A 25,574-nucleotide genomic window follows, 5' to 3' on the forward strand; every position below is an offset into this window, starting at 1 on the left:
GGGGGCAGGGGGCAGAGGGGAGTGAAGAGAATGCCTTTAATTTGTACGTTTGTACCATAGTCCTTCTTACCTACTCCCTCATTAGTGCCCATTGAGACTAATTGCGATGCCATCTAGTGCCATCACGGCTATCTATTAAGGTAATTCCTTGTGCTAGTAGTTCATCACGAATACGATCGCCTTCGGCAAAATTCTTGGCTTGACGTGCTTGTTGTCTTTGTTGAATTTTTGCTGCAATTTCCGCATCGCTTAAACCTCCACTGGGGGAAGTTTCTACTTCTAGCTTGGCTTCTAAACCTAAGACTTCAGCCAAAGTTACAAGAGTTTGCCACTGTTGTTTTAATTCCTCTTTTGGTGTTGCGGTTTTCCCTTGATGCACTATAATATTTCCTTCGCGGCGGAGTTCTTTGGCTAATTCAAATAACACAGTTAACCCACCAGGAAAATTAAAGTCATCATTTACAGATGTTTTAAAACGTTCAACGATTTCAGGGAGTAGTGAAGCAGTTTCTGTTCCCCAAGCAAGTTTTTCACCGTATTGATAGCCAAAAAGTAAGCCGTCTTTGAGGGTGTGCCAAGCATTTGTTTTATCGGCGATCGCTTCATCGGTAAAATCAATTGGTGTGCGGTATTGTGCCATCAGCACAAGCAACCGTACCGCCATTGGATCAACTCCTCGATCTAGTAAATCGCGAATGGTGGTAAAGTTGCCCAAAGATTTGGACATTTTCTCACCATCAACTTTTACCATGCCGTTATGCATCCAATAACGGGCTAGGGGTTTTCCGGTGACAGCTTCTGACTGAGCAATTTCATTTTCATGGTGGGGAAAAATTAAGTCTTCACCGCCAGCATGGATATCAATAGTTTCGCCTAAGCGATCGCGTACCATCGCAGAACATTCAATATGCCAACCTGGGCGACCTTGACCCCAAGGTGATTCCCAAGCGGGTTCTCCTAGTTTTGCAGCTTTCCACAAAGCAAAATCAAAGGGGTGTTTCTTTTTTTGATATTCTACATCTTCAACGTTGACGCGATCGCTTGCCCCAGCTTGCAAATCTTCTAACTTGCGTCTAGAAAGCTTACCGTACTCAGAAAATTGCCGCACTGCATAATAAACATCACCATCAGCGGGGTAAGCAAAGCCTTTGTTTTCCAATTCATGAATTAACCGCTGAATGCCATTCATGGTGTGGGTAGCGCGGGGATATTCATCGGCTTCTTTGATTCCCAACCGTGCCATATCCTCAAAATATGCTTTGATGAAGCGATCGGCTACTTCTTCCATCGAAGAATGTTCAAGACGGGCTCGATTGAGAATTTTGTCATCAATATCCGTAAAATTTTGGACATAACGGACTTCATAGCCGATAAATCGGAGATATCGACGTACTACATCCCAAACAATACAAGCTCTGGCATGACCCAAATGACAAAAGTCATATACCGTCACACCGCAGTAATACATCTTAACCTTGCCTGGTTCGACTGTTGTAAACGGTTCCTGACGACGAGTGAGGGTATTGTAAAGAGTTAGGGTCATAACAGAGTAATTATGAAATAGAGAGATACGCAATAATAAAGTAAAGCAGCTGTGATGACAGTCCAGCATCCCTATGCTAGTACAGTATGGCGTAAATAAAGCCAACACTATAAACAGTTCAAAAGCCCAAATTATAAGTCTTTTGACTTTTGACTTTTGACTTTCGCGTAGCGATGCTAGTGTTTTCTGGACTATCTGCGCTACTTTTTTGAATTTTTGGAATTAGCGTCAGCCACAGCAGTTTCTACAAAATTGGTTCCTAATTTTTTGATTTTTTGATAATAGCGCTATGCAATCAGCCATTACTCCCGAATCTCAAGCAATGGATGCGCCCAAACAAGGAATGCCAGTAACGATTATTACTGGATTTCTCGGTAGTGGCAAGACCACTTTACTTAATCATATTCTTACTAACCAACAGGGGCTAAAAACCGCTGTTTTAGTCAACGAATTTGGCGAAATTGGCATCGATAACGAATTAATTGTTTCCACTGATGAGAACATGGTGGAACTTAATAATGGTTGTATTTGTTGCACTATTAATACTGATTTAGTAGATGCCGTTTACAAAGTTTTAGAACGTCAAGAAAATCTTGATTATTTGGTTGTGGAAACAACTGGATTGGCTGATCCTCTACCAGTTGCCTTGACATTTCTGGGTACAGAGTTAAGAGATTTAACTCGTCTAGATTCAATTATCACCGTAGTTGATGCAGCCAATTACAGCCTAGATTTATTTAATTCTCAGGCGGCGCACAGCCAAATTTCTTATGGTGATATTATTTTGCTGAACAAATCAGATTTGGTTGATGAAGCCGCATTGACTGACTTGGAAAGAAAAATTTGCGAAGTTAAAGAAGATGCGAGAATCATTCGCACCACGCGATCGCAAGTACCACTGCCTTTAATTCTCAGCGTGGGTCTGTTCGAGTCTGACAAGTATTTTGATACCGTTGATGAGCATGATCACGACCACCATGATCATGATCATGACCATTCAACATGCGGTCACGACCACCACGATCATGATCATGACCACCATGACCACCATCATTCTGATCACCTAGAAAATGATGGTTTTACCTCCATATCCTTCCAAAGTGACAAGCCTTTGGCAATCAGGAAGTTTCAATATTTCTTAGATAATCAGCTTCCCTCAAATATTTTCCGGGCGAAGGGGATTATGTGGTTTGATGAAAGTCCCAAGCGCCATATTTTTCACTTGTGCGGCAAGCGCTTTACTTTAGACGATGATGATTGGAAAGGTGAACCAAAAAACCAGTTAGTGCTAATTGGTCAAAATCTAGATAGGGAAACTCTAATTGCTCAGTTAGAAAATTGCATTTGTCTACCTTCGACTTCTAGAGGCAAAGGCTTTGGGAAATAAACCGCCGTTAAGCTTATCCCAACCCTAAAAGGGGATGGGATTTGGCGTTGATTGATGACCTTTATCAGTTATCAGTCATCAGTCATAAAAAAGCCTCCTAATATTTAGATTAGGAGGCTAAAAACTAGTTAGCGAAGACACTTGTCAACCTACACTACAACTACAGCGATCGCTCCTCCTAATGCAGAGAATATAGCTGAAACGACTGCTGTGGCAAACAACCACCAAGCTGCTACGGCTGCGGCTTTGCGGGTTTCTTCTGCTTGCCGTTGTGCTTGATGCTTCACCTGTTCTAAACGGCGTTGCGCTTCATGTTGTAGGCGTTCTGCACGTTGTAAGACTGTGTTGCGTGCCCGTTCGATTTGGTCGATGATGCGGTTAGCATCTTCCTCAGAGATATCTTCACGAGAACTCATAATCGCCACTAGGGTATCACGGTCAAATGAAGATAGGCGATCGCGCAAGGCATCAAATCCTGCTTGGGGATCTTCAAAAAATGTACGAACATCGTGCTTGATGCTGTCGTAATTAAGTTCCGGGCGATCCAAGGAGTTAAGGTAGTTGCGGATGCGGGCAAAAACTCCATCAACTACATCCTGAATCCGTCTTTGGATACTCCGCACTTGTTCTACAAATTGATCGCGTACCGAAACGATATTATCAGCAATCCGCGCTGCTTCTTCATCGCTCATATCTTCACGAATCTTCAGCAGGGCAATAATTGTCGAACGATCAAAATGAGCCAGGCGATCGCTGAAACTTTCCATCCCCACTTTCGGATCATGCAACAATAGTTGCAAGTCACGCTTAATTGCTTCAGGGTTGAGTTCTTCTTTCCCAGTTTGCCGTAAATACTCTTCTAGATAAGTTTGGAAATTTTGCACTCTTTGCTGTGTGCGAGTGGCTAGGCGGCGTGGCGCTCGCACAACGTTGCGAATCGATGTTTGCACAGAATCAATAACTTCATTGACCTGCGCTTCACTCAAGTCTTGGCGTTGACTGAGCAATTTCACCAAAGTATCCCGATCTACCTGCAATAAGCGACGGCGCAGGGCTACGGCTCCCTCTTTGGGGTTTTCAAACAATCTGTTTAAGTCCCGCTGAATCCCTTCGGGGTTGAGTTCTGCTTTACCAGTATTTCGCAAGTAATCTGCGATCGTGGTGGTAACAGAGTCATATTGTTCTTTTGCTTTTTCGGCTAAAGCTTGGGGTGTATGACGGATGCTGTGCCACGATTCTTCTACAGAATCGATGATTTGATTAACTTGCTCTTCGCTCAAATCTTGCCGTTGGCTCAATACCTGTACTAAGGTATCGCGGTCAAAGCGAGATAAGCGGGCGCGAATTGCTGTCATTCCAGCTTGGGGATCTTCGAGGAGCTTTTTGAGATCAGCACGGATAGCATCAGGGTTTAATTCAGTTTTGCCAGTGTTACGCAGATATGATTCTACATTCAACCACAGACTTTCTGCTTGATATTGTGCCTGCTCTGCTAAACCTTTGGATTCGATTAGGACGCGATCGCGCTGTTTTTCTAACTCGTCTAGAATACTTTCTACTTCGTATTGCTGAATATCAATACGTTGTAGTAATATCCTCCGCATTTCCTGGCGGTCAAGTTGTGCCAGTCGCCGCGACAAAGTTTCATAATCTGCGTCTGAATCTGCCAACAGGGGTTTAAAGTTCTGCTCAATTCCTTCTGCGGTCAAATCTGTTTTAGCTGTAACGAGTAGATAACTTTCTACTCGACGTTGCAAGTCTTGAACAATTTCTCTTTCTTCCTCAGCGGTGACTATTACTAGCACTTCTTGACGGACAGTTTCTAGCCGATCTGAAATGCGTTGAATTTGACCTTGGGTCAGTAGTCCTCGCTGTTGCAAGATTTTAACGAAATCGTTGCGAGAAAGTCGTTCTAGTTCTCTTCGTACTGTACCAGGGTCTGCGGCTGGGTCGTGGATGACATCACGAAATTCCTCAGCCATTCTTTCTGAACTCAGTTGCCAAGCATAGGTGTTAAGGAGGTAGTTTTCGGCATCAGCTCGAATTGGGCTGTAGGGTTGCGATGGTGTGGGTAAGCCTAGCTTATCTGCTTGTTCGGTAGCTTTGTCTTTAGCGCTTGCGAGCGATCCTAATATCTTTTCTACATCCAAATCTGACAAATCTGCTCGTCCCAACACAATACCAGTTAAAGCAGAGATTCCTTGCTGTAATGTCTGCTGAATTGGCCCAGCAGTTGCCTTTTCTTCAATTTTTTTAGAGGAACCCATTTCGGACATTAGCCGATCTAGTTTGGCGCTGAGTTCATCTGTCTTAGTTTGTCCTGGTGGTAGTGATTTCAAATAGTCCATCAGCTCACCGAGGTGGTCTTGATCTGGTTGTTGTTGACTTACTACCTGGTGCCAAACGCTGTAAAGTGTGTCAGCAATACGGTTAATGTCTCGTTTAGAAAGGTCGGTACGACTGCTGACTAAATCGATGAACTTCTGACGGTCAATGTTGCGTAAATCAGGGCTACCCGCAATTGCTAGCAATTGCGGGTCTTTGAGTAATTTTTCAAATTCACTACGAATTTGAGATATGTCTAGTTCGGGGGGACGCAGCCTTTCTAGGTAATCTTCTACATTCTCCCGGATACTCATGGGGTCGATAGCACTTCCTACTTCTCGGCGCACCGCGGCGGCGGCGGCTTCAGCTGTCGCTACTACTTGCTGATTCACAGCTTTTGCACCTAGTGCGGCGGTAGCTGTGCCCATAATCGCCTGAAAGCCAGAAGTTGCCGTGTTGACTACCGAGCCAATTAAGGAACCAACGGTGGTGGAACTAACCCACATCAGAAGCAAAAAGTACGCACCCCAAATTACTAACCCTAAAATCGCTCCTAGTGCGGGGTCTAAAACCAGGAGGCTGAGTTTCACCGCCAAAAAAGAAGCGATCAATAAGGCGATCGTTACAGTGACTAATGTCCAAATCCCCACTGCTGTACCAATCTTGCGAATCGTGCCGCCCAAACTTCCGACTTCCCCACTACCAGAATCCGAGTCAGATGGATGCCCTAGGTAGGAAATACCAGCTGCAACGGACAGGTTTGTTAATACTAATTGGAAAGCAAAAGCCAGGATAACGCCGGAGATTAAAGCGACAAAAAAACGCGGCCCGGAGGTGAGAACCGATGCCTGCGCTGGCGTGACAGCTGAGGGATCTACTACTGGAGCCTGTGCAAGCCACAATAGTGGCTTGTAGAGTCCCAGCATGATTTCCGTACTTTGAAACATTGTATTTCCTTTGTTCTAAGTTAAAATTTGGGGGGATTAAGAATTTCGTGAGCAGCAACTGTGGATATATGTATGTTGTGTATCTATGGCAATACCTAACTCTTGTAGCTTTCAGAATCCTGGAATTTGGGCGTTGAATGCATCCCTCCCAAGTTTGAAAAGCATATCTAGCGCTAGATAGAAGTTTGAATATCTAACAAAAAAAATATTTACTAAATTTGCGTGTTTATGAAGGGAAAAGGCTGTTAACTTTAGCCTGCCAGGGATTAATTTTTAATGACTTAATCGCAGCCATTGACTTGTTTAAATTATAGGTTTCTCACACAATAGCAATCGACACTTTACATTTATTTACAAATATAATTTGTATCACCCCCTCAAGGTATATTTGTCACAGCTAACAAGTTTCTGATTATCATCCACAAGAAGTGCCTATAGTTTGTACCTATTGACGGAAAGCAGTTTGCTAATTAATAGCTAAAGTTAAGTTAAGAAACAAAACAAATTGTTTAGAAAAAAATGGAAACTCGCTCCTCCACAGATTTGCCAAAAACTGCTAAAGAATACAATGGCGTTGATCGCAATACATTTCTGTTTGGCTGGACTCCTCAAGCCGAATTGTGGAATGGTCGCTTAGCAATGATTGGCTTTTTAGCTTATTTACTTTGGGATTTAGCAGGCTATAGCGTGCTACGTGATGTATTGCACTTAATCGGCTACTAAAAATTAAACATCTAGAAACCGACTTAATTTAGGAGAAAAAACAATGGAAACTCGTACTAATCACGATTTACCAGTTGTTGCTAAAGCTTACAACGGATTAGATCGTAATGCTTTTATATTTGGCTGGAATCCTCAGTCTGAACTGTGGAACGGTCGCTTAGCAATGATTGGTTTTTTAGCTTATTTACTTTGGGATTTAGCAGGCTATAGCGTGCTACGTGACGTATTGCACTTAATCGGCTACTAACGTTATTTGGAAGGTAAAAACAATGGAAACTCGCGAAACTCGTCCATCTACAGATTTACCCATTGTTGCACCAGAATACAATGGTCGCGATCGCAATGAATTTCTCTTTGGCTGGACTCCCCAAGCTGAAATCTGGAATGGTCGCTTAGCAATGATTGGTTTTTTAGCTTATTTACTTTGGGATTTAGCAGGCTATAGCGTCCTGCGTGATATCCTACACATTATTGGGTATTAACGAGAAGTTAGGAATTGAAAGTAAATTTTTAATTTCTAACTACAATTCCTAAATCTCTATTCTTACTGGTTTAGGTAGGCGGAACCAAAATTTGGAACCGCCTTTTTGACTTGTTAAATAGCCAATTTTTCCTCCCCAACGTTCAATTGTAATCCGGCAAAAATAAAGACCCAACCCTGCTCTACCTGATTTATTTTTACCTTGGGAAAATTTTTGAAATAAAGTATTTATCATTTCTGGTGGTACGCCACTACCTTGATCTTCTATTGTAAATAGAATATAGTCTCCATCGGCTTGTAAATCAATCATTACAGTAGATTCTGGAGGACTATGGCGGTAAGCATTTTCTACAAGATTAGAAATTACTCTATCCAAACGCGATTTATCTCCAACAACTTTCCAATCTGCGTTAATATCAACTTTACCAGCAAGCTGTAATTGCATATTATGGAGCGCAAAAGTAGGATAGAAAAGTTCAATAACCTCTTGTACAGAACTTAAAATATTGGGTGCCATCTCTAGAGAAATTGTGAAGGCCTCTAGTGATAAGACCTCAGCCGAAAATAAGTCCAAAATATCTCTAATTAGCATTTCTTGTTTAATCGATTGCTTCCTACCAATTTCTAAGTGATATTTTCCTTTAGGTGTTAAGTTTTCAAATTCTAAGAGAGCTAAACAGCAATTAATAGCACTTAATTGACCTGCTATGTCGTGAATAATACAATGAATTAATACATCTTTTTTTTGATTATCTTTAATTAATCGTTGATAATCTAACTGGTTTTCTCTGGCTTTTTGTATAAGATGTTGTTTTTTTGTAAACTTCTCACCTAGTAATTCTATTAATAAAATTTTTCTAGTATCTACACAAATTGCATAAGCTTCAAATTGGCATTCTTTACCATTTAAGTCTGCTTCACTCCATAAACCTGAACTCAGTTTTATATTGCCATTATTTTGCCAAAATTCTTCTGCATCAATCAGAAAGTTTTCTAGAAAATAAAACTCTTCCTGAGGTATTAATATATCCATACCTGATTTAAAATTTTGATGACAAAAATGTATTAACCAGTCAGGTATATTTCCAATAATTTTAAATACACTGATATCAATTCGTTCTAGAACAAGAATATTCAGGGTGGCAAATATTTCAGAAGTTATAGAATTATTCATAAATTTAAACCGCCCTAATTAACTATTTTTGATTCTGGACTATTGATTTTTTATTTTAGTTAATTTTTCTTGTAACAGGCTATGATCATTAGTCTTTTGCTGAATGGGTGAGAGGTAGTTTTCGTCTCTAGTACTATCTAACAGTAATACCCAATCTCCCTCTTGTGAGGAGAAAATATGAATATCTATACAAATGCCGTGTTCTATTTTGATGAGTGGTAGAAATAGGTAAGCATCATCTAACGGTAGTAAACCTTCCAGAAAAAAAATTTGCTCTCCTATATTTTCTCCTTTACAGAGATTAGTAATGCCATAAGCTGCTAATTTGCCACCCCAAGCTAATAGACAGCCATCTTTTTTGACTAACAAATAAGCTAAAGAACGCGCTTCTATAAGGAAACTCAAGATATAATTAACTACAGGAGTGGGGATATCTAGCATCTATCCAGTCAATACTTTTTCAGCAAGAGTTTGGAAAACTTCTTCTACGCCTAGTCCATTTTTTGCACTAGTTTTAATGACACTCCAACCTTTTTGGATAACAGCATCTATCTCGGAATTTTCAATTTCCCATTCTTCTGTCATATCCCATTTGTTAAGTACCAAAATAAAGGGGACTTGACCAATGGCATCTTCTACTCTTATTTGTAGATTAAAAGCTTTTTCTAAAGTAGAATGCCGTGTGCCATCTACTACTAATAAATAACCAGATGACCCCCGTAAATACGACATTCTTACTTTCTGAAATTCATCTTCCCCATAAAGATCCCAAAGAATAAAATTTAATTTGTTTTCTTGAATACTTACAACTTTTTTATCAATTTTGACACCAACTGTAGTGTAATACCTTTCGGAAAAAATACTATGTACAAACCGTGCTACTAAACTAGTTTTACCTGTAGCAAATGCACCTACCATACAAATTTTTTTCTGGATCATAAATTGATGCAGATTTAGTTAGTGATATTAGTTACGACTACTTTAAAAGACACTCTGCGGTTAGCTATTTGAGCTTCTGGTGCCAAATCAGTTTGTAAAGGTAGATTATAACCTACACCCAAAATTTTAAATTTGCTAGTATTGATTCCTTGGGATTTTAAGTAAGATAAGATTTTATTAGCACGATTTAGACTCAGTAGCATGTTTGTCTGTTCTGTTCCAGATGCATCGGTGTGTCCTACTATTTGAAGTTGCACATTTTTACCCAGATATTTGGCAGTATTCAAAAGCTTTTGGATAGTTAATACTAACTGCGGTAGTTTAGCAGCTTCACTGGGAATCAATTCTGTTGTTCCACCTGAAAAAAGTAACATTTGCTGTTCAATTTGCTTTTTATATAACTCCAGTTCTGTGAGTTCATTTTCCTTAAGATTCTTATCCTGAAATTGAGTAACTCCTGGAACAAATTGCCATAATTTTCTAGCTCCTAAAATCCATTGATAAGGTGCAGAACCTGTGGCATGAAGAGTGCCGTTATTGTCAATTTGCAATGATACTGTTTTGGGGGGTTGGAGTAATTTTTCAACTCTTTTAGTAATAAATTTTGGCTCTAAAGAAAGGTAAGGTTGCCACTGACCGATAACCGTTTTGGGATTAATATTTGTAGATTCTATCAGCGTTTGAGGGTCTACTGCTAAGGGATCACGCATTCCCGAAATGAAATATTTGCCATTGTGCTGTTTGGTGTTAACCACAATAATTCCTGGCTGAGAGTTAAGTTGTTGGAGATATGCGTGCCAACGCAGTTGTCCTCGAATGGCAAAAAAGCTCCAAATACCACAAGCGATCGCTATTGCACCTAAAAAAGCCCATGCATAAGTATAATTTTTTTTAGACGCAGATTTATACTGAATTGCTAAACAAGTTTCTAAATCAGCTGTGCTTGCCTGAAATGACTCTGTATCCCCTGTAAAGGTATTAATTTCTCTACTCAGCTTTAAGTGAATTTTTTCGATTGCTTGTTGAAAAACTAACCTTAATTCCTGGGGAGGATTGCCACGTATAATACCTGCTAGCACTGCTTGTGGCCCTTCTTCAATCCAAATAGTCAGTTCTCCAAATCGCAAACTTTGTAATGCATCTTCTTTTCGCACACTAAAAGAGTCTCTAACAAAATCCTGAATAGCTGTCAACATGGCGGCAACTAAATCTGCATCTTGTGCCGCTACCTGATTTGCTACCAAATGTTGCAGTAATAATCCAGTTTGTTTATGTATTAAAAATACTTGTTCTACTCTATAAACTAGCGTCCGTAGCAGTACAATTTCTGCAAATGATTTACCAGTACGTTTCGCTTCTAATCTCCACTTAAAACTCTCTGGTGACAAGCTATGTTCTAATGCTTGATTTAGAGATTGCATCATTTCCTCTAAAGCTGAGGAAATTGCCTTGCGGATGGCTGGGCCAATTATTGGAAAAAACGCCTCTGAAAGCACATTTTGGTTTTGTGTAACCGAGGCTTGAATGGCTTCTTCGACAGTCGAGACAATTGCTTCACCTAATTGTTTATCTGCCTTCGAGCGTAAAATTACAGCTTCTGGAAGCAAGCGACTAATATCTTCTGGGTGAATGCGTGGGTTATCTAATCGCTCGTAGAGTTTTTTAACTTGGGGTGGCTCAATACCAAGCAGTAAACTGCGGAGTTCACTCAGATCATCAATGATTTTTGTACTATTTTCAACTAAAGATAAGTCCGCTTCAGGGGATATTTGAGGTGTTTGATTAGTGGAATATTCATTCATGACTAAAATCCCCCACCTTACAATTTACATAAAGTTGTATTTTGTCGTAAAAACTAAAAATAAAACCAGGGGAGTAAAGGGAAATATTTTTTACAAAATTCAAGACTTATTATCTGTATTTAGACGAATAGCCAAGTCTGTAAACAAAGTAGCAAGATGAGAACGGTCAGTTTTATCTCTTCGGAGTTCCTGCGTTTCCCGTTCCAATAAAGCCAGAATTTCCTGGCATTTTTGTTGAATATCATCTTGCAAGCTTTTAGATTGATTAAGAATTTGCTCGCGTAGCTCTCGCTGACTATTAGTAGTTTGTTCGTCCAATTGGGTAATTTTCTTTTCTAAAGATATGGTTATATTTCTATATTCTTCAGTTAGTGCTTTCATCCCACTATCACGCTCTGTTTGTTCATTTTTGAGCCTTTCTGTGAAAGAATCAACTTCTTTTTTAAGATAATTTTCTAAAGAATCTAAACGTTTTCTGGTTTCATCTTTGACGTTAGTTAATTCCTTAACTAAACGTTCTTCTAAACGCGCAAACCTTTTATCTACCTCTCTAGTTTGGTTGCCAAAAAGTAATTCTCTGACTTTATCTAAATTGCCACTTTCGCTAGCACTATTACTACTAAGTTGATGTGATCCCCCTTTTACTAGTTCTCCAGCATTATTATTTATATATTCTTCAGGCGGGTTCATATTTTTAATCCTTGTTGAAGCTGAGATTTGCTTTTACTCTTAAGCTGTGATACTACATCCGTGGTTTAGATGCTACTCGGTAGCCAAGCTTAATTCAGTACAAGCATAAATGGTACTCTCCTTAAAGTGTCAATGTATCTATATTTTTTAAATTTTTGTAAAAGATAGCATAGGTGGGAGTTTAAATTCCTCCCTATTTAGATTAGAAAGCGAATCAACACATATAATCCTGAAGCGACAAGTTGCAATACCATTACTGGAACACCGTAGTGGAGAAAAGTTTTAAATGAAATGCGTCGTCCATGCAGTTCAGCAACTCCCGCGGCGACGATATTAGAAGATGCTCCTACTAGTGTGCCATTGCCTCCCAAAGTTGCACCAAACATCATGGCATAAAACAGGGGTAATACTTCTGGAGGAAACTGTCCTTGAAAGTCTTGCGCTAAAATTTCCGCAGGCGCTAGTCCGACAGTAACAATGTATTGCTTGAGTAAGGGTACCATTCCTACTACTAAAGGAATATTCGGTACTACGCTGGATAATATACCAACAAAAAATAATAATACTAGCGAACCAAGAAGAATATTTTTACCTAAAATCACTGCCAATATTCCTGATAATCCATTAATTACGCCTGTTTTTTCTAGACCTCCAATTAGCACAAATATACTCATAAAAAATATTAATGTACTCCAATCTACATCGCGCAATATATTATTTACCGAATCAATTTTGCTATTGTGAGATAACAATAAAGCTAAAGCTGCTCCTAATAAAGCTACAGCAGCAGGTGATATAGGTATTGGTAAAGATTCTCCAATGACAAAAAATACTAATACAAAAGCTACAATTATTGCACCTAAAGTTAAAATTCGTGGATGGTTTATTTGTGGGTGTGGCAATTCTTCAAGATTATCTAGTTTGGTATTCCAAATTTTACGAAATAAAAACGGTAGCGTTACTATCACAACAGCAACGGCAATGATTCCCCCTAAACTCAAGCGCAATAAATAATCTATAAAGCTGATATTAACGGCATCGCCAACAATAAAGGTAGCGGGATCACCAACTAGGGTAAGTAGTCCGGCACTATTAGCAACTAAGACCATTAATATCAGTAAAGGTACAAAGTTCAAGCCTAATTCTTCAGCCATTGGGGGAATTAAAGGGGCTAATAACATGACCGTGGTAGCATTTGGTAAAACTGCACAAATTGGTGTGACAATAGCTACAATACCAAGTAGTAAACGCTTACCTTCTCCTTTAGCCAAAATCACTATTTGAGTGGCTAAATAATCAAATATTTTGGTAGGTTCAAATGCCCGCACTAAAACCATAACGCCGAAAAACAAACCCAGCGTTCCATAACTGTTGCCAATGTAACCAACAGCTTCTTGCATAGTCATAATGTTGGTAAAAATTAGTAACAATGCTCCTAACAAAGCAACAATAGTTAAATGCACCCATTCCGTCATGATTAAAATAATCACGCTTACAAATGTCAAAATGCTCACGAGCGCTTGCCAATTTTCCACATTACACCTCTCGAAGTCTATTGATTGCTTACTAGTGAAAAAAGCCACCTAAGTATAGGTGACTTAATTTATAAATCTTAATTGGATGAAAAATTACTGAATTTCAGTACTAAGATTATTCATCAATACAATTAGGAATACCAACAACAGCACAAGGAAAATTAGTACCTAGTGTCTGAATTATGGGATGACTAACAGATTTACAGCCTAAAAAAAGTATATTAGCAGCTTCTAATTCCACAACTTTTTTAAGTTCTATAGCAATGTCACCAAACCGTAAATGAGATTTAAATGAACCCTGCCATTCTTCAGCCAGACTTCGGGCTTGCCAGATAATTCTGTCTGCTTCTTGGAGAGTAGCTGTAGGTTTATCTTGAACGGATGCTAGATTTACCTGCAATTTTGGTTGAATTAAAACAGGTGTAACAGATTTTGAGATGTTGCTAACTGCACATTCTAATGGAGGTACATATCTGCTAAAGCTCAAAGGTTCTGGATAGTGTGGATAGTGATTTCTGTGATTTTGTTCTACTACATAAACGGCTTGTACTGTAACTTCGCTGTTGGTAGCTAAACGTGTTTGGTGAGCAATCCAAAAAGCGATATCTAGGGCAGTATGACTGTTAGGGGAAGCGTCATAACCAACAATTAAGTTAACTGATTTTTCTTTTTGAACATTTTTAGTCAAAGGTTTCTTTGGCTCTGGTAGTAATACCATCTGCTCAATTAAATCATCTCTACCTATAGTGCTTTGCAGGCGCACTAACATTGACTTGATTTCCACAGTTATAACTTCTCCCCAATGAAATGAATGATGAATGAGAAGCAGGAAGAATAAAGGCTGAAGTGTGAATGATGAAGTATATTTTCATCCTATTCTTCTTTATGAACGGCTAGCCTGCGGCGAATGCCGAACATCCTTTATATTTCATCCTTTCTTTCAGGAAACCCCAATAACAATTAATAAGCCTTGGGGGTTCCTTCCATTGCCGACGGAGTTAGCTGACGGGCTAAGACTGGAAGGTGTCTCTCGTAAGATTAGCCCCAAACATTGGTTCCTCCGTTCCAAATTCAGGTTTAATGAACTTGAATTAGGCTACCCACTAAAGAAATGATAGTCTAAATTATTCGTCTTGGGTAAAATAGTGATCCAGAAAGTTGAGGGCGTGGTTACGGAGTTCAAAATATTCTTTGGAATTTCGCATAGTGGCGCGATCGCGTGGATGCTCAAAAGGTACTTCTAATATTTCCCCAATCGTAGCTGCCGGCCCATTAGTCATTAAGACGATGCGATCTGACATGTAAATTGCTTCATCTACATCGTGAGTAATCATCATCACTGCTTGCCGATGGTTTTCCCAAATATCTAATACTTGTCGCTGCAATTTTCCCCTAGTTAATGCATCTAGTGCCCCAAAAGGTTCATCCATCAACAACATTTTTGGGCGAATTGCTAAGGCTCTAGCAATGCCTACCCGTTGTTTCATACCTCCAGAAATTTCATCAGGATATTTGTCTGCTGCCGCCGTTAAGTTTACCATCGCTAAGTGTTCGTTCACAATGCTAATTTTTTCGGCACGATTAGCATTTTTAAGCACTTCATCTACTGCTAGACGGATATTTTCTCGCACAGTTAACCAAGGTAATAGCGAGTAATTTTGAAATACCATCATGCGTTCGGCTCCTGGTTGGCGAATTTCTTTTCCATCCAGCCGCACGGAGCCAGAAGTTGCTTTTTCTAAACCAGCTACTATTTTTAGTAAGGTTGATTTACCACAACCAGAGTGACCAATTACAGAAATATATTCGTCTTCACCAATGGTGAGATTGACACCATCTAGAACAACAAAATTACCTTTGTCTGGTGTTGGATAAGACTTGACTAAATTTTCAATTTCTAAAAAACCAGTGCGCTGCATAACTTCAGTCTGAGTATTGGTAGGTAATGAGGTATATTCCATCATCAAAGGCTCCGGAAATAATTTAGTTTTTAGCCAATATTGAAAGCTGATAATTAAGACATAAAAAAACGAGTGGGCGCGTTAGCTTTGATGGCAAAACTATTCAAATAACCCACCGGATCACTAGGGTCAAAACCTTTTTTATCTATGAACATTTCTGGGGATTCGACTTTGTAATCATCTTTGGGGCACTCAATACCCATTTCAGCGGCTATCTCACGATATAAATCTGTTCTCCAGCCTGCTTCGGCTAGCTTCTCCGCATCTTTAGGAAATTCTTTAATTTGTCCCCAACGAGCTGCTTGAGTCATTAACCAGATACTTCTGGATCTCCATAAGAATGTTGAGTGTTCTGCTGGCTGTTTAGGAAGGTTGTCAGGAATATCAAAGAAAATTGTAGTGTCAGCAGCTTTAATGGTGCGATCTTTGCCATCAAATCCACCGTAGTTGTAATTGCCGATAATTCCCGCCCCTGTAAACTTAGCGATTGGTGCATTCTGATTTTTGGGTCTTGCACCTGTAAAGGATCGGTCTGTAATTAATTCTGCAACTTCTTGACGGTTTTCTACTTTGCTGCAATACTGACAGGCTTCAATCATTGCTTTGACTAAAGAACGATAGGTGTTGGGACATTTTTCAATAAAAGATTCCATTACTCCCAGCAGTCTATCTGGGTGTCCTAACCAAACTTCTTTACCTTGAGCAAAGGTAAAACCGATATTTTCGTTACCTGTAATTGCTCTGGTGTTCCAGGGTTCTGCCACCATGTAAGCTTGCATTGCGCCAATCCGCACGTTTGTTAACATCTGGGGTGGTGGCACGATGATGACGCGAAACTCTTTAAGGGGATCAACGCCAGCAGCAGCAGATACATAACGGAGAAAGTATTCGTAAATGGCAGAACTCAGCACTACTGCCCAGACTTTCCGTTCTGGGGGCTGCTTTTCAAAGTAGCCTCTAAAGTCTTTACCAAATGCTTCTAAAGCACCATCGCCATAAGTTTCTTGGTACTCGTACCACGGCCGCAGACCAAAATCCCACATGGCTTTGTTCATTGTCATGGCGTTACCGTGGCGGTGAATGGTCATGGCTGCACATAAAGGGGCATGGCGTGCGCCTTCAGCACCAATTCTGGCGTTAGTGACAGCACCGGATACTACGGGTGAAGCATCCAGACGACCAAAAATTAAGCCGTCGCGGGAGGTTGCCCAACTAGCTTCGCGGTTGAGTTTGACGTTCAAGCCATACTTGCGGAAGAAGCCTTTTTTCCAAGCGATCGCAAATGGGGCACAATCATTCACAGGAACGTAACCAACGGTAAGATCAGATTTTTCTAAAGCTTGGGATTTAACTACTGGTTCAACAGCTAAGGCTTCTTCGGTTAGTCCTTTAGCACCAGTGTTCCCAGTCATTCCACACGACGACAACGCCATTGTCGCTGTCGTTGCTCCTATTCCTTTGATAATGTCTCGTCGAGTCCAGTTATCACTCATTTTTGTAGCTCCAATGGTGATTAATTAGTCATGAGTCTGTTCACGCACAGACCTAGTGAACCAGGTGCGTCACCCGGAGGGTGACACAGAGTCTCGTTGCGTCTGATTATTTTGGTAGTAGTCGAATTTTGTTAATTAGAAGTTACAGGACGGCGAGTTACTAATTCTTGGATTTTGCCTAAAGCATAATCTAGAATTAGTCCAGTTAAGCCGATTACTAGCACTGCTAAGAAAACTGAACTCAGGTTTAAACGGCTCCATTCATCCCAGACAAAAAAGCCGATACCTATACCACCTGTGAGCATTTCCACCGCCACGATTACTAGCCAAGCAATCCCTAGACTGATTCGCAAACCTGTAAAAATATACGGCAAACTAGCAGGCCAAATAATTTTTGTAATCCTTCGCCAACGAGGCATTTCTAGTACTCGCGCCACATCTAAATAATCTTTGGGAACACTAGAAACACCTAAGGCGGTGTTAATAATTGTCGGCCATAAGGAAGTAATGAAAATCACAAAAATTGCTGAAGGGTCTGCCAAATTGAAAATGGCTAAAGCAATGGGTAGCCAAGCCAGAGGCGACACGGGTTTAAAAATTTGAATGATGGGATTAAAAGCTAGCATTGCTGATTTGGACATGCCAATCAAAAATCCCAAGGGAATCGCCACTACTGCACCTAACACAAAACCGATCAGCACCCGGCGCAGACTTGCTATCAATAGCCAACCAATTCCTAAGTTACCCGGCCCTCTTTGGTAGAAGGGGTTCAAAATATAGTCGAGGTTAGCGATCAGTGTCTCTGGTGGAGTAGGCATCAATTCATGATTAACAAGGGCAACAACCCACCACAGCAAGATGATTCCCAAGAAACCCAAAGCAGGTAAAAAGACAACATCCCTGGCTATCACAGGTTTGGCCTTTTTCCAGGCAGCTTGGCCAGCGATCGCAATCATCGCTGCTAAATTTAATTGCAACACCATTTACAACCTCAACAGATTTAAATGCGGGTACACAGAATTTGAGCAGTACCAGCCCTGGACACTGATGAGATCGCAATATTACAAAAATGCCGTCTCTTCAGTCTCCTCTCAATGCTTACGAAGTTAGCTGACGGGCTAGGGCTGAGAGATGCCCCTCTCTAAAATGTAGAGATACGCCCCATAAATTGGTTCCTCCGCTTCAGCCTTACATGCTGAATTAAGCTGACTTACTCTATAAGGGGTATGTTAACATCGTTGCTCATTAAAAGCATCTGTCTTATGATAAATACTGCTTATTTATTTCGCTTCGCGTGTCAGTTGTCAGTTGTCAGTTGTCAATTGTCAGTTGTTTTAGCCAGTGGTTTAATACCCCATCCCTTTGGGGTGGTTTTTACAAATATTCTTGAAAAGTTCTGCGCCCGGAAACCGGGACGCACAGCGCCAGTTCTCTCAAGTCGGCAAAGCCGCCCACGAGACCGGCTTGACTTTTCGCTTTGCAACTGACTACTGACCACTAACTACTGACAAAACTCCATCCCTTCATGGGTGGAGTTTTTATTGTTTCTTTCAATACCGAAATTAAGTAACTATCCTTAATTTCCGATAAGTAATAAAATTTGTACTGGAGTTGTGTTATTAATAAAGTCTCTACATAATAAGCGAAACAACGCAGCATAATCAATCACAAAAGCTATTACTTGCTTGATGATTTGATAATAATCAAGATACATACTATACATCATATTTATTAATCTAGGATTAATAGAGCCATTAAACTAATTGGTGGCAGTAGGAATAAAATAGACAAAATCTATTTCTTTTGATAGGTGGAATTTTTTAATAGTTTTGGTAAAAAAACGCAGCACTAGTTACACTAATTGGATATGGCAGTTTACTCATCTATCTCCTAGCCGAATTTAAAATCATGGATTTTAGTCAAGTACTGGCTGAAAAAACTGATACTATCCTCCACCAATGGGTGACAGCAGTTCGCAAGGATAGGCGAATTGAAAGTGCTGATGACCTATCTTATACAGCAATTAGAAATCATATACCCGATGTCTTGAAAGCAATGGTAACGGTGCTTTCCAAATCGGAAGATAATGATATTAGATCGATCGTAACTGCTAGTTTGCAGCATGGGGTACTACGCTCTGAACAAGGTTTTGATCCAGCAGAAATTGCCCGTGAGTATCATCTACTGCGAACAGTCATTTTTGAGACTATAGAACTAGATTTATTGAAGATAAGACCCGCCGGGATAATTCGATCTATGCGTTTGATTGACGCTGTAATTGATGAAGCGATCGCTCGGTGTTTTAAAAGTTATGTTGATGAGCGTTTGCGGGAAATACAGTATTTATATGCGTCACTAACGAGTCATAACGAAGAACTCACACGCCTAGTTAGTGCTAATCAAGAGTATATTTCTCAACTAGCCCACGACTTGAAACATCCTCTAACTTCAATTATTGGTTACTCAGATCTATTTTTACGCCAACAACGACAGAAAAATGAAGTCAAAGATACTGATGTCAATACAGAACATATTGAGCGTGTGCTACGCAATGGTAGACATTTACTGCGCTTAATTAATGATGTTTTGGAAATTTCGCGATATGACGCAGGGCAGATAAAACTTAAGCCAGCACCAACCAATGTGCGTGAATTAATCAATGATGTGTGCGAAATGCTAGAGCCTATAGCTGTACAGAAAAATTTACAAATTGTGGTCAATTGCGATCGCGCTCCTGAAGAAGTAATCACAGATTCCTTACAACTACAGCAGGTGGTGACAAATCTGGTGAGTAACGCCATTCGCTACACCAACTCAGGAACTATTAAGATACTGTGTCAGGTTTTGGATGATGATAAACAGGCGATCGCTCCGATATTACCCAGTAATTCTCTTACAGAAAATTCCTCCCCCGCCATCTCTGGGAAAATGGTAATTATTTCAGAGGAAACTTTAGGTAACAGACCATACTTTGCGATCGCAATTTCTGACACAGGAATTGGCATTGCACCAGAAGACCAAAACCGGATATTTGAACCTTACTTTCGTGCTAATTCTGCTAATCAGCCCCCTCTTCCTGACAGCACTGGCTTAGGATTAGCAATAGTTTACCGCTTAGTAAAATTACTACAAGGGCAAATCAACTTAATTTCTCAAGTGGGAGTTGGTTCTACTTTTTTTGTGAAATTGCCTTTACAAGTAGAGAAATAAATAAACTTACTGATAAAAAATCTTGAATTACAGAGATAAAAATAATTTTTATCGTCTCCTAATATAAAAAATATTATTTTTCTAACAACCCTTGTTTCTGTAAGTTAGCTAAAGCATCTTCAGCTGCTGCTTTTTCCGCATTTTTTTTATTACGTCCCTTACCTGTGCCATAATCTTTTTCACCTACAAATACCTTAGCAATGAACTCTGGTGCATGAGACAAACCACCTACTTGAACTGTGACATACTGGGGCGGATTGGGCGTGACATTGCGTTGTACCCATTCTTGAAAGCGATTTTTTGAGTCTACATTGGAGCGAGATATAACAATCTGCTCAGGTACAGAATCAAATAAAGGTTCTACAACAGCGCGAACGGCTTCAATATCTGAATTATTATCTAGATAGTAAGCACCAATCACAGCCTCAAAAGTACTACTAAGTAAATTGGGATTTTGATAGCCTCCGTCTCGAATAGCACCTTTTCCTAGGCGCATCCTAAAATCTAAGCCTACTTCTTCAGCGAACTTGGCTAATTGCTTCTCATCTACTAGCGCCGAACGCCGGCGAGTCAATTCATCTTCTCCCTTTTCTGGGTGATGACGATAAAGATACTCACCACTGATAAAATTTAGCACGGCATCACCAAGAAACTCTAAACGTTCGTTGTGTTCACCTTCTGTAGGATTTTCATGAACATAAGAACGATGTGTGAGTGCATGGCGTAAAAGTTTTTCATCACGGAATATTAACAATTTATGCATTATTATTTTCTTCTATGTTATGAATTTAATCGAATGAAAAAGGCTGGGTATTTAGCCAGCCTATCAGACAACAACCTGACAAAAAACAAGTGTTATTTAAAAGGTGGATATAGACTGTTTCCACGCGAGTTATTGCAATTAAAACAACTAATACGTAGATTTTCAAAAGAATTATACCTACCGCGGTTCTTGGGTAAAAGAGGGTCAAGTGTCAGTTTTTTTTGGTATTAACTTTTAATACTAGTAGACCAGAAGGCAGTTTATGACTTTCTGTTAAACACGCATTTTAAAAAGGCGATCACAATATATTTAACACGTTATTTGAAGTTTATAGCATTCAAATAAATATAGCGTTTTCTAAGCAACTGAAGTACGCTCAAACCTCTTTTATCAAGGTTTTTAACTTAATTTTCCTTATCTTACAGCATATTTCATTTAGTTTAGATGAGGTACATTACTTTCGCCTCTAGTCTCTAGCCTCTAGCCCCTTTATTTGAGATCAGCTAAATAAAACCTCCACATTTTGATGAATATTTGTAGATAGGGTAGGTTATTTCTACCCACCCCATGCTTATCCAGATTTAGTTGCTAATGCCAATACTAAATCTATTTTTTTTCACTAGCAACAATTTTGACGTTACCTTTTGCTAGTGCTTCCAGTGCTTCGCCTTCAGCATCTTCTTGCCTCTTTTCTTTTTCCTCTTGAGCTTGTGCTGTGGCAGTTAGTTTAGCAGCATTTTCTTCGCTTTCTAGAATACCGAACTCAATCAACAATTCTTCTAGCTCATCCATTTCAATTGGTGTAGGAACAGCCAGATTTGTATTGTTGATAATCTTGTCTGCTAGTGTACGGTATTCATTAGCTTGATTACTGTCAGGCGCGTATTCGTTAACGGTCATCCGACGTAATTCGGCGTGTTGCACGATGTTGTCACGAGGTACGAAGTGAATCATTTGGGTGCTTAATCGAGAAGCTAATGTGGTAATCAATTCATCTTCTCGGTCTGTTTTCCGACTGTTACAAATTAAACCACCCAAGCGCACACCACCAGTATGGGCATACTTAAGAACACCACGAGCAATGTTGTTAGCAGCGAACATCGCCATCATTTCCCCAGAAGTAACGATGTAAATTTCTTGGGCTTTTCCCTCCCGAATTGGCATGGCGAAACCACCACATACAACATCACCCAATACGTCGTAGGAGACAAAATCGACATTTTGGTAAGCACCGTTTTCTTCGAGGAAGTTGATGGCGGTGATGATACCACGACCAGCGCAACCTACCCCAGGTTCTGGCCCACCAGATTCCACACATCTGATACCTCGGAAGCCTTCAATCACTACTTCTTCAAGTTCTAGGTCTTCTACTGCACCTCTTTCAGCAGCGAGGTGTAAGACTGTGGTTTGAGCTTTACAATGTAGAATCAATCGGGTAGAGTCTGCTTTGGGGTCACATCCAACAATCAAGATGCGTTGACCCACTTCTGCCATAGCGGCGAGGGTATTTTGGGAGGTAGTAGATTTACCGATACCACCTTTACCGTAGAATGCTATTTGTCTAATTTTTTCGTCAGACATGATGAATTCTCCTGCAATTGTTTGTTTGTGGGTCTATTGGTTTATCGGTGTTCACGCTGTCGAATTACAGCTGTGACCTTTCGTAGAAAGTCTTTGGGGGGTGCGCGTTCTACAGCAAAAACAGTTAACATCCAAAACATATTCATAAGAATTGAAGAGTAGGCACAAAGTTCATGTAGAAAAACTCTGACTCTCCCGATTCAGCATGATTCAGTTATTGTCAAGACCTAATAGGTTGCTCAAGCCTAAAGAGTGGTTGCAACAGGAATGAAAATTTACGCAGAGTTATTCCCTAAACCACATAACCAACCAAAATTGCAATTCACTCTAAACGGTCGCTACTGTTTCTCCGAGTTTGCTGATATCGTAGCCGCCGAGAACTTCTAATTGTGAATGAATTAGTGGATGTCCCAAAGTACTTAGTAATTGCTGTACAGGCATTTCTTCTAAATATTCTTTGAGAATTACCAAATCGTACCGTGACCGATGCAGAGGGATAAATCCTAGCCCAAAGACAGTTGCTACAGAGGCGATGCTAACACCTGCATCAGCAATTCCTAATGCTACAGCTTGGGCAACATCTTGGTGACTATAGACAACATGATTAAACCCTTGCACAGCATGGAACGGAACTCGCTCTTGTTGCAATGTTTGTTCCAAAAGTGAACGACTGCCAGAACCTATTTCCCGGTTAACGATGGTCGCTTTTGCATCTACTAAATCGGTAACTGTTCTGATTCCCATCGGGTTGCCAGACTTTACCAAAAGTCCCTCTTCCCAAACACCCAAGGTAATCAAAACTGCTTGTCTCCCCACCAGAACATCTCGAACAAAGGGAGTATTATAGTCACTAGTCTCAGGGTCATACAGATGCATTCCGGCAATGTGAGCCTCACCTCTGCACAGACTTTGCAAAGCAGCCATACTATTGGCAAAGTTAAATTGAACTCGCAACTGGGGATGCCAGCGTTCAGTCGCTCTTGCCCATAATGAAATCACAGGTGAACAGCCAGCAATCACAACTGTATTGTGCAGTGTCTCCAAGTTATCATCTAGCAGGCGGACTTTGACTTTATCTGTACCCGTCTGAGTCTCACTTTCATCTTCACCCTGCGGCTTCGACAGTTTGCTGATGTCGGAGAACTCTTCCACCGCAACTGTCTCACCATCAGCGGGAATCATATCTTGGCGAAAAGCATCCTTACCAATTAAAGGATAAGCTATCCACTGTCCTCCTACACGAGCTAGACTGACTCGCAGTTTCTGACTACAGGAGACAGATTTGGTAAGTACAGCCTCGATTTCTGGTAAATCTTGCTCTAGCCAGAATAGGTTCTCCACTTGACAGCCCAACGCTTTTGCTAAACGAAGTGTTATGGCCACTGAGGGAGCATATTGTCCCGACTCTACACCACTTATAGTTTGGCGAGTTACACCAGCTAAGTTAGCCAAATCTTGTTGGCTCATGCCTAGACGGGTTCTGATGGACTTCAAGTTATTTCGGAGGTTACTATCCTGCTTCATTGGCTTTATTTCTCAGTTTGCACAAGCCATAGCTGATTTAACTAATCTGCCAAGGCAAAAGCATAGTCTTTGAGTTCATATCATTTTTTTGCAAGACTTTTTGTGCTTTTGCTGTTTTGATTCCCTCTATAAATAGATTATCACACATATTGCTAATTTACTTGCGAGGCGCAAATTTTTTTGCAGCAAACTGGTTTAATGATGTTGTTAATTGGCTAAAAGCCATATTTTTGGTTAGCAAAAGACTTGTGTAAAATTCAAACAATACCAACTAAATTGGTAAAAAGTAGCCATTAATACAGTTTTATCAATTAGTTTCGGCTTTGATGCTTGATAGGCGACTCACACAAGCCAAAGAAAAATACCAACCAATTTCGCCAGATGCGTAAATTTTTTCATCACTAAAAATTATTGATTTTACTCACAGGAGTATGCAGTTATTTTCTGCACCATCAGGTACTTGCTAAGGTGTGCAGACATGAGAATTTGAGTACTCTATGGAAGCGCAAAACGCTACGTAATTCGTAGTTTATGGATGGTTATTGGGACATCTAGCATTGGAGGAAGTAATGATTACTGAAGAAGACTTAGCCCAACAATTTAATGTAATTATCGAGCATACTCATCCGAGTTTATGGCAACTGCTACGCCATTGTTATGTGAAGGTGATTAATCCTCATTTCTACTTGAGAGGTGCTTGTATAAAGGCGAATATTTCTTATGCACAATATATTGGAATTTATTGTCCTGACAGAATAATTAGTGATGTCATCGCCCAAAAAAATCTCCTCAGAGAAGTAGCAGAATATTTGGGACTAGTTGAGGTTGTTTGCTTAAATGCTAACAATTTAGTGCGCGATCGCCTGTCAAATCTAAAGGATATTTATCCCCACTTGTGGCTAGATTTGCTGTGGATTGTCACGCAAGAACCAGAAAACTAGTTATGTCAGACTTATCTGCACAACAACCTTGACCTGCTTTAGAACAAGCACACGAAAATCTTATGAATCGTCCATCCCTACCACCAGATGATCTGCCTTCGCATCTCACAATACAAGTGAGTGAAATACTACTTAGACAACTTGAAGAAGTTACTAAAAAAAGCTTTTTCTTGACATGCAATAGAATGACACGTATTTTATTGTCGAGTTGTCATTGGTATTTCCAAATTAATAGTGGCATTCTGACATTGATTATGATTTGTCACGATATGAAGAGTTACCGAAATATTATGAGAACCGTTCCCCAATTCGTTGAAAAGTTAAAACAGTTTGCTAACCAAGCAAGAATTACTATCAGTTCGCCACTTGATCAGGGTATCCCGTGGGTACTCAGTATAGATGATACGTTATCTGAAGGAGACTCTACTTTATCCTGATCAATAAATCAGAAATTATTCCAAAACAAGCATTATATTAAAACTATTAATATAATGCTGTAAAAGCTTATCCCAATTCAAATAATTGATGTGTCGCATTCTTTTTTAAAATTGGTAT

The 25,574-nt window shown here is 40.0% G+C and carries 23 protein-coding genes and 2 riboswitches; of the genes, 7 read left to right on the forward strand and 16 right to left on the reverse strand.

Annotated features, from left to right (window positions below):
* Positions 1 to 97: 97 nt before the first annotated feature.
* On the reverse strand, positions 98 to 1,543 hold the full coding sequence (gene cysS / locus I8751_RS04555) for a cysteine--tRNA ligase (RefSeq protein WP_214437988.1): 1,446 nt from the start codon (positions 1,541 to 1,543) through the stop codon (positions 98 to 100).
* Positions 1,544 to 1,832: 289 nt separating this feature from the next.
* Here cysS and I8751_RS04560 point away from each other — a divergent pair, with 289 nt between their 5' ends.
* On the forward strand, positions 1,833 to 2,930 hold the full coding sequence (locus I8751_RS04560) for a CobW family GTP-binding protein (RefSeq protein ID WP_214437989.1): 1,098 nt from the start codon (positions 1,833 to 1,835) through the stop codon (positions 2,928 to 2,930).
* Between the two features lie 149 nt (positions 2,931 to 3,079).
* Here the strand turns inward: I8751_RS04560 and I8751_RS04565 are convergent, their stop codons facing one another.
* The gene (locus I8751_RS04565; protein WP_214437990.1) at positions 3,080 to 6,202 is read right to left on the reverse strand and encodes an MFS transporter; all 3,123 of its coding nucleotides are present in this window, start codon (positions 6,200 to 6,202) and stop codon (positions 3,080 to 3,082) included.
* A 519-nt stretch (positions 6,203 to 6,721) separates the two neighbouring features.
* Here I8751_RS04565 and I8751_RS04570 point away from each other — a divergent pair.
* The 3 genes from I8751_RS04570 to I8751_RS04580 are packed head-to-tail and all read left to right on the forward strand — an operon-like array spanning position 6,722 to position 7,407.
* On the forward strand, positions 6,722 to 6,925 hold the full coding sequence (locus I8751_RS04570; RefSeq protein WP_214437991.1) for a chlorophyll a/b-binding protein: 204 nt from the start codon (positions 6,722 to 6,724) through the stop codon (positions 6,923 to 6,925).
* A 43-nt stretch (positions 6,926 to 6,968) separates the two neighbouring features.
* Positions 6,969 to 7,172, forward strand: a complete 204-nt coding sequence (locus tag I8751_RS04575) for a chlorophyll a/b-binding protein (protein WP_214437992.1) — start codon at positions 6,969 to 6,971, stop codon at positions 7,170 to 7,172.
* Between the two features lie 22 nt (positions 7,173 to 7,194).
* Positions 7,195 to 7,407 (forward strand): chlorophyll a/b-binding protein, encoded by a 213-nt coding sequence (locus tag I8751_RS04580; RefSeq protein WP_214437993.1) that lies wholly within the window; start codon positions 7,195 to 7,197, stop codon positions 7,405 to 7,407.
* Positions 7,408 to 7,455: 48 nt separating this feature from the next.
* Here the strand turns inward: I8751_RS04580 and I8751_RS04585 are convergent, their stop codons facing one another.
* The 10 genes from I8751_RS04585 to ntrB form a co-directional block, all read right to left on the reverse strand.
* Positions 7,456 to 8,580 carry a sensor histidine kinase gene (locus tag I8751_RS04585; RefSeq protein WP_214437994.1) on the reverse strand — a complete coding sequence of 375 codons (1,125 nt, stop codon included), beginning with the start codon at positions 8,578 to 8,580 and terminating at the stop codon, positions 7,456 to 7,458.
* Between the two features lie 39 nt (positions 8,581 to 8,619).
* The gene (locus I8751_RS04590; protein WP_214437995.1) at positions 8,620 to 9,021 is read right to left on the reverse strand and encodes a hypothetical protein; all 402 of its coding nucleotides are present in this window, start codon (positions 9,019 to 9,021) and stop codon (positions 8,620 to 8,622) included.
* Positions 9,022 to 9,519 carry a Rab family GTPase gene (locus I8751_RS04595; protein ID WP_214437996.1) on the reverse strand — a complete coding sequence of 166 codons (498 nt, stop codon included), beginning with the start codon at positions 9,517 to 9,519 and terminating at the stop codon, positions 9,022 to 9,024.
* A 14-nt stretch (positions 9,520 to 9,533) separates the two neighbouring features.
* On the reverse strand, positions 9,534 to 11,321 hold the full coding sequence (locus I8751_RS04600) for an OmpA family protein (RefSeq protein ID WP_214437997.1): 1,788 nt from the start codon (positions 11,319 to 11,321) through the stop codon (positions 9,534 to 9,536).
* Positions 11,322 to 11,420: 99 nt separating this feature from the next.
* A complete protein-coding gene (locus tag I8751_RS04605) occupies positions 11,421 to 12,011 on the reverse strand; it encodes a hypothetical protein (protein ID WP_214437998.1) in 591 nt (196 codons plus the stop codon).
* A gap of 197 nt (positions 12,012 to 12,208) precedes the next feature.
* Entirely contained in the window at positions 12,209 to 13,546 is a 1,338-nt protein-coding gene (locus I8751_RS04610; protein ID WP_214437999.1) for an ArsB/NhaD family transporter, read from the reverse strand.
* Positions 13,547 to 13,661: 115 nt separating this feature from the next.
* Positions 13,662 to 14,315, reverse strand: coding sequence for a universal stress protein (locus tag I8751_RS04615; RefSeq protein WP_214438091.1), 654 nt, complete (start codon positions 14,313 to 14,315; stop codon positions 13,662 to 13,664).
* Positions 14,316 to 14,518: 203 nt separating this feature from the next.
* Positions 14,519 to 14,654, reverse strand: a riboswitch (cyclic di-AMP (ydaO/yuaA leader).
* 16 nt (positions 14,655 to 14,670) lie between these two features.
* Positions 14,671 to 15,507 (reverse strand): ABC transporter ATP-binding protein, encoded by an 837-nt coding sequence (locus I8751_RS04620; protein ID WP_214438092.1) that lies wholly within the window; start codon positions 15,505 to 15,507, stop codon positions 14,671 to 14,673.
* 53 nt (positions 15,508 to 15,560) lie between these two features.
* Entirely contained in the window at positions 15,561 to 17,000 is a 1,440-nt protein-coding gene (locus I8751_RS04625; protein WP_214438000.1) for an ABC transporter substrate-binding protein, read from the reverse strand.
* Between the two features lie 131 nt (positions 17,001 to 17,131).
* Positions 17,132 to 17,983, reverse strand: a complete 852-nt coding sequence (gene ntrB / locus I8751_RS04630) for a nitrate ABC transporter permease (RefSeq protein WP_214438001.1) — start codon at positions 17,981 to 17,983, stop codon at positions 17,132 to 17,134.
* A 97-nt stretch (positions 17,984 to 18,080) separates the two neighbouring features.
* Positions 18,081 to 18,217: riboswitch (cyclic di-AMP (ydaO/yuaA leader) on the reverse strand.
* A 691-nt stretch (positions 18,218 to 18,908) separates the two neighbouring features.
* On the opposite strand from ntrB, the gene I8751_RS04635 reads away from it, so the two are divergent.
* On the forward strand, positions 18,909 to 20,210 hold the full coding sequence (locus I8751_RS04635) for a sensor histidine kinase (RefSeq protein WP_214438002.1): 1,302 nt from the start codon (positions 18,909 to 18,911) through the stop codon (positions 20,208 to 20,210).
* Between the two features lie 73 nt (positions 20,211 to 20,283).
* On the opposite strand, the gene rnc is transcribed toward I8751_RS04635, so the two are convergent.
* From rnc to I8751_RS04655, 4 genes are all read right to left on the reverse strand, one after another.
* Positions 20,284 to 20,973, reverse strand: coding sequence for a ribonuclease III (gene rnc / locus I8751_RS04640; RefSeq protein WP_214438003.1), 690 nt, complete (start codon positions 20,971 to 20,973; stop codon positions 20,284 to 20,286).
* 92 nt (positions 20,974 to 21,065) lie between these two features.
* Positions 21,066 to 21,188, reverse strand: a complete 123-nt coding sequence (locus I8751_RS30340) for an HNH endonuclease (RefSeq protein ID WP_214438093.1) — start codon at positions 21,186 to 21,188, stop codon at positions 21,066 to 21,068.
* Positions 21,189 to 21,579: 391 nt separating this feature from the next.
* On the reverse strand, positions 21,580 to 22,554 hold the full coding sequence (gene nifH, locus I8751_RS04650; protein ID WP_214438004.1) for a nitrogenase iron protein: 975 nt from the start codon (positions 22,552 to 22,554) through the stop codon (positions 21,580 to 21,582).
* A 327-nt stretch (positions 22,555 to 22,881) separates the two neighbouring features.
* Positions 22,882 to 24,078, reverse strand: a complete 1,197-nt coding sequence (locus I8751_RS04655) for a substrate-binding domain-containing protein (protein WP_214438005.1) — start codon at positions 24,076 to 24,078, stop codon at positions 22,882 to 22,884.
* A 569-nt stretch (positions 24,079 to 24,647) separates the two neighbouring features.
* Here I8751_RS04655 and I8751_RS04660 point away from each other — a divergent pair.
* Positions 24,648 to 25,019 (forward strand): hypothetical protein, encoded by a 372-nt coding sequence (locus I8751_RS04660; protein ID WP_214438006.1) that lies wholly within the window; start codon positions 24,648 to 24,650, stop codon positions 25,017 to 25,019.
* A gap of 62 nt (positions 25,020 to 25,081) precedes the next feature.
* Positions 25,082 to 25,456, forward strand: coding sequence for a hypothetical protein (locus I8751_RS04665; protein WP_214438007.1), 375 nt, complete (start codon positions 25,082 to 25,084; stop codon positions 25,454 to 25,456).
* Positions 25,457 to 25,574: the final 118 nt, after the last annotated feature.

The organism is Atlanticothrix silvestris CENA357 (assembly GCF_016056295.1).
Classification (GTDB): Bacteria; Cyanobacteriota; Cyanobacteriia; order Cyanobacteriales; family Nostocaceae; genus Atlanticothrix; species Atlanticothrix silvestris.

What these genes read in the sequence shown, in the direction of transcription:
- I8751_RS04585 (WP_214437994.1), bottom strand. Translation starts at nt 8,580, where the DNA reads ATGAATAATTCTATAACTTCTGAAATATTTGCCACCCTGAATATTCTT.
- I8751_RS04620 (WP_214438092.1), bottom strand. Translation starts at nt 15,507, where the DNA reads ATGGAATATACCTCATTACCTACCAATACTCAGACTGAAGTTATGCAG.
- I8751_RS04605 (WP_214437998.1), bottom strand. Translation starts at nt 12,011, where the DNA reads ATGAACCCGCCTGAAGAATATATAAATAATAATGCTGGAGAACTAGTA.
- I8751_RS04565 (WP_214437990.1), bottom strand. Translation starts at nt 6,202, where the DNA reads ATGTTTCAAAGTACGGAAATCATGCTGGGACTCTACAAGCCACTATTG.
- I8751_RS04595 (WP_214437996.1), bottom strand. Translation starts at nt 9,519, where the DNA reads ATGATCCAGAAAAAAATTTGTATGGTAGGTGCATTTGCTACAGGTAAA.
- I8751_RS04590 (WP_214437995.1), bottom strand. Translation starts at nt 9,021, where the DNA reads ATGCTAGATATCCCCACTCCTGTAGTTAATTATATCTTGAGTTTCCTT.
- I8751_RS04660 (WP_214438006.1), top strand. Translation starts at nt 24,648, where the DNA reads ATGATTACTGAAGAAGACTTAGCCCAACAATTTAATGTAATTATCGAG.
- I8751_RS04560 (WP_214437989.1), top strand. Translation starts at nt 1,833, where the DNA reads ATGCAATCAGCCATTACTCCCGAATCTCAAGCAATGGATGCGCCCAAA.
- I8751_RS04575 (WP_214437992.1), top strand. Translation starts at nt 6,969, where the DNA reads ATGGAAACTCGTACTAATCACGATTTACCAGTTGTTGCTAAAGCTTAC.
- I8751_RS04635 (WP_214438002.1), top strand. Translation starts at nt 18,909, where the DNA reads ATGGATTTTAGTCAAGTACTGGCTGAAAAAACTGATACTATCCTCCAC.
- cysS (WP_214437988.1), bottom strand. Translation starts at nt 1,543, where the DNA reads ATGACCCTAACTCTTTACAATACCCTCACTCGTCGTCAGGAACCGTTT.
- I8751_RS04665 (WP_214438007.1), top strand. Translation starts at nt 25,082, where the DNA reads ATGAATCGTCCATCCCTACCACCAGATGATCTGCCTTCGCATCTCACA.
- I8751_RS04625 (WP_214438000.1), bottom strand. Translation starts at nt 17,000, where the DNA reads ATGAGTGATAACTGGACTCGACGAGACATTATCAAAGGAATAGGAGCA.
- I8751_RS04570 (WP_214437991.1), top strand. Translation starts at nt 6,722, where the DNA reads ATGGAAACTCGCTCCTCCACAGATTTGCCAAAAACTGCTAAAGAATAC.
- I8751_RS04600 (WP_214437997.1), bottom strand. Translation starts at nt 11,321, where the DNA reads ATGAATGAATATTCCACTAATCAAACACCTCAAATATCCCCTGAAGCG.
- rnc (WP_214438003.1), bottom strand. Translation starts at nt 20,973, where the DNA reads ATGCATAAATTGTTAATATTCCGTGATGAAAAACTTTTACGCCATGCA.
- nifH (WP_214438004.1), bottom strand. Translation starts at nt 22,554, where the DNA reads ATGTCTGACGAAAAAATTAGACAAATAGCATTCTACGGTAAAGGTGGT.
- ntrB (WP_214438001.1), bottom strand. Translation starts at nt 17,983, where the DNA reads ATGGTGTTGCAATTAAATTTAGCAGCGATGATTGCGATCGCTGGCCAA.
- I8751_RS04580 (WP_214437993.1), top strand. Translation starts at nt 7,195, where the DNA reads ATGGAAACTCGCGAAACTCGTCCATCTACAGATTTACCCATTGTTGCA.
- I8751_RS04615 (WP_214438091.1), bottom strand. Translation starts at nt 14,315, where the DNA reads ATGTTAGTGCGCCTGCAAAGCACTATAGGTAGAGATGATTTAATTGAG.
- I8751_RS04655 (WP_214438005.1), bottom strand. Translation starts at nt 24,078, where the DNA reads ATGAAGCAGGATAGTAACCTCCGAAATAACTTGAAGTCCATCAGAACC.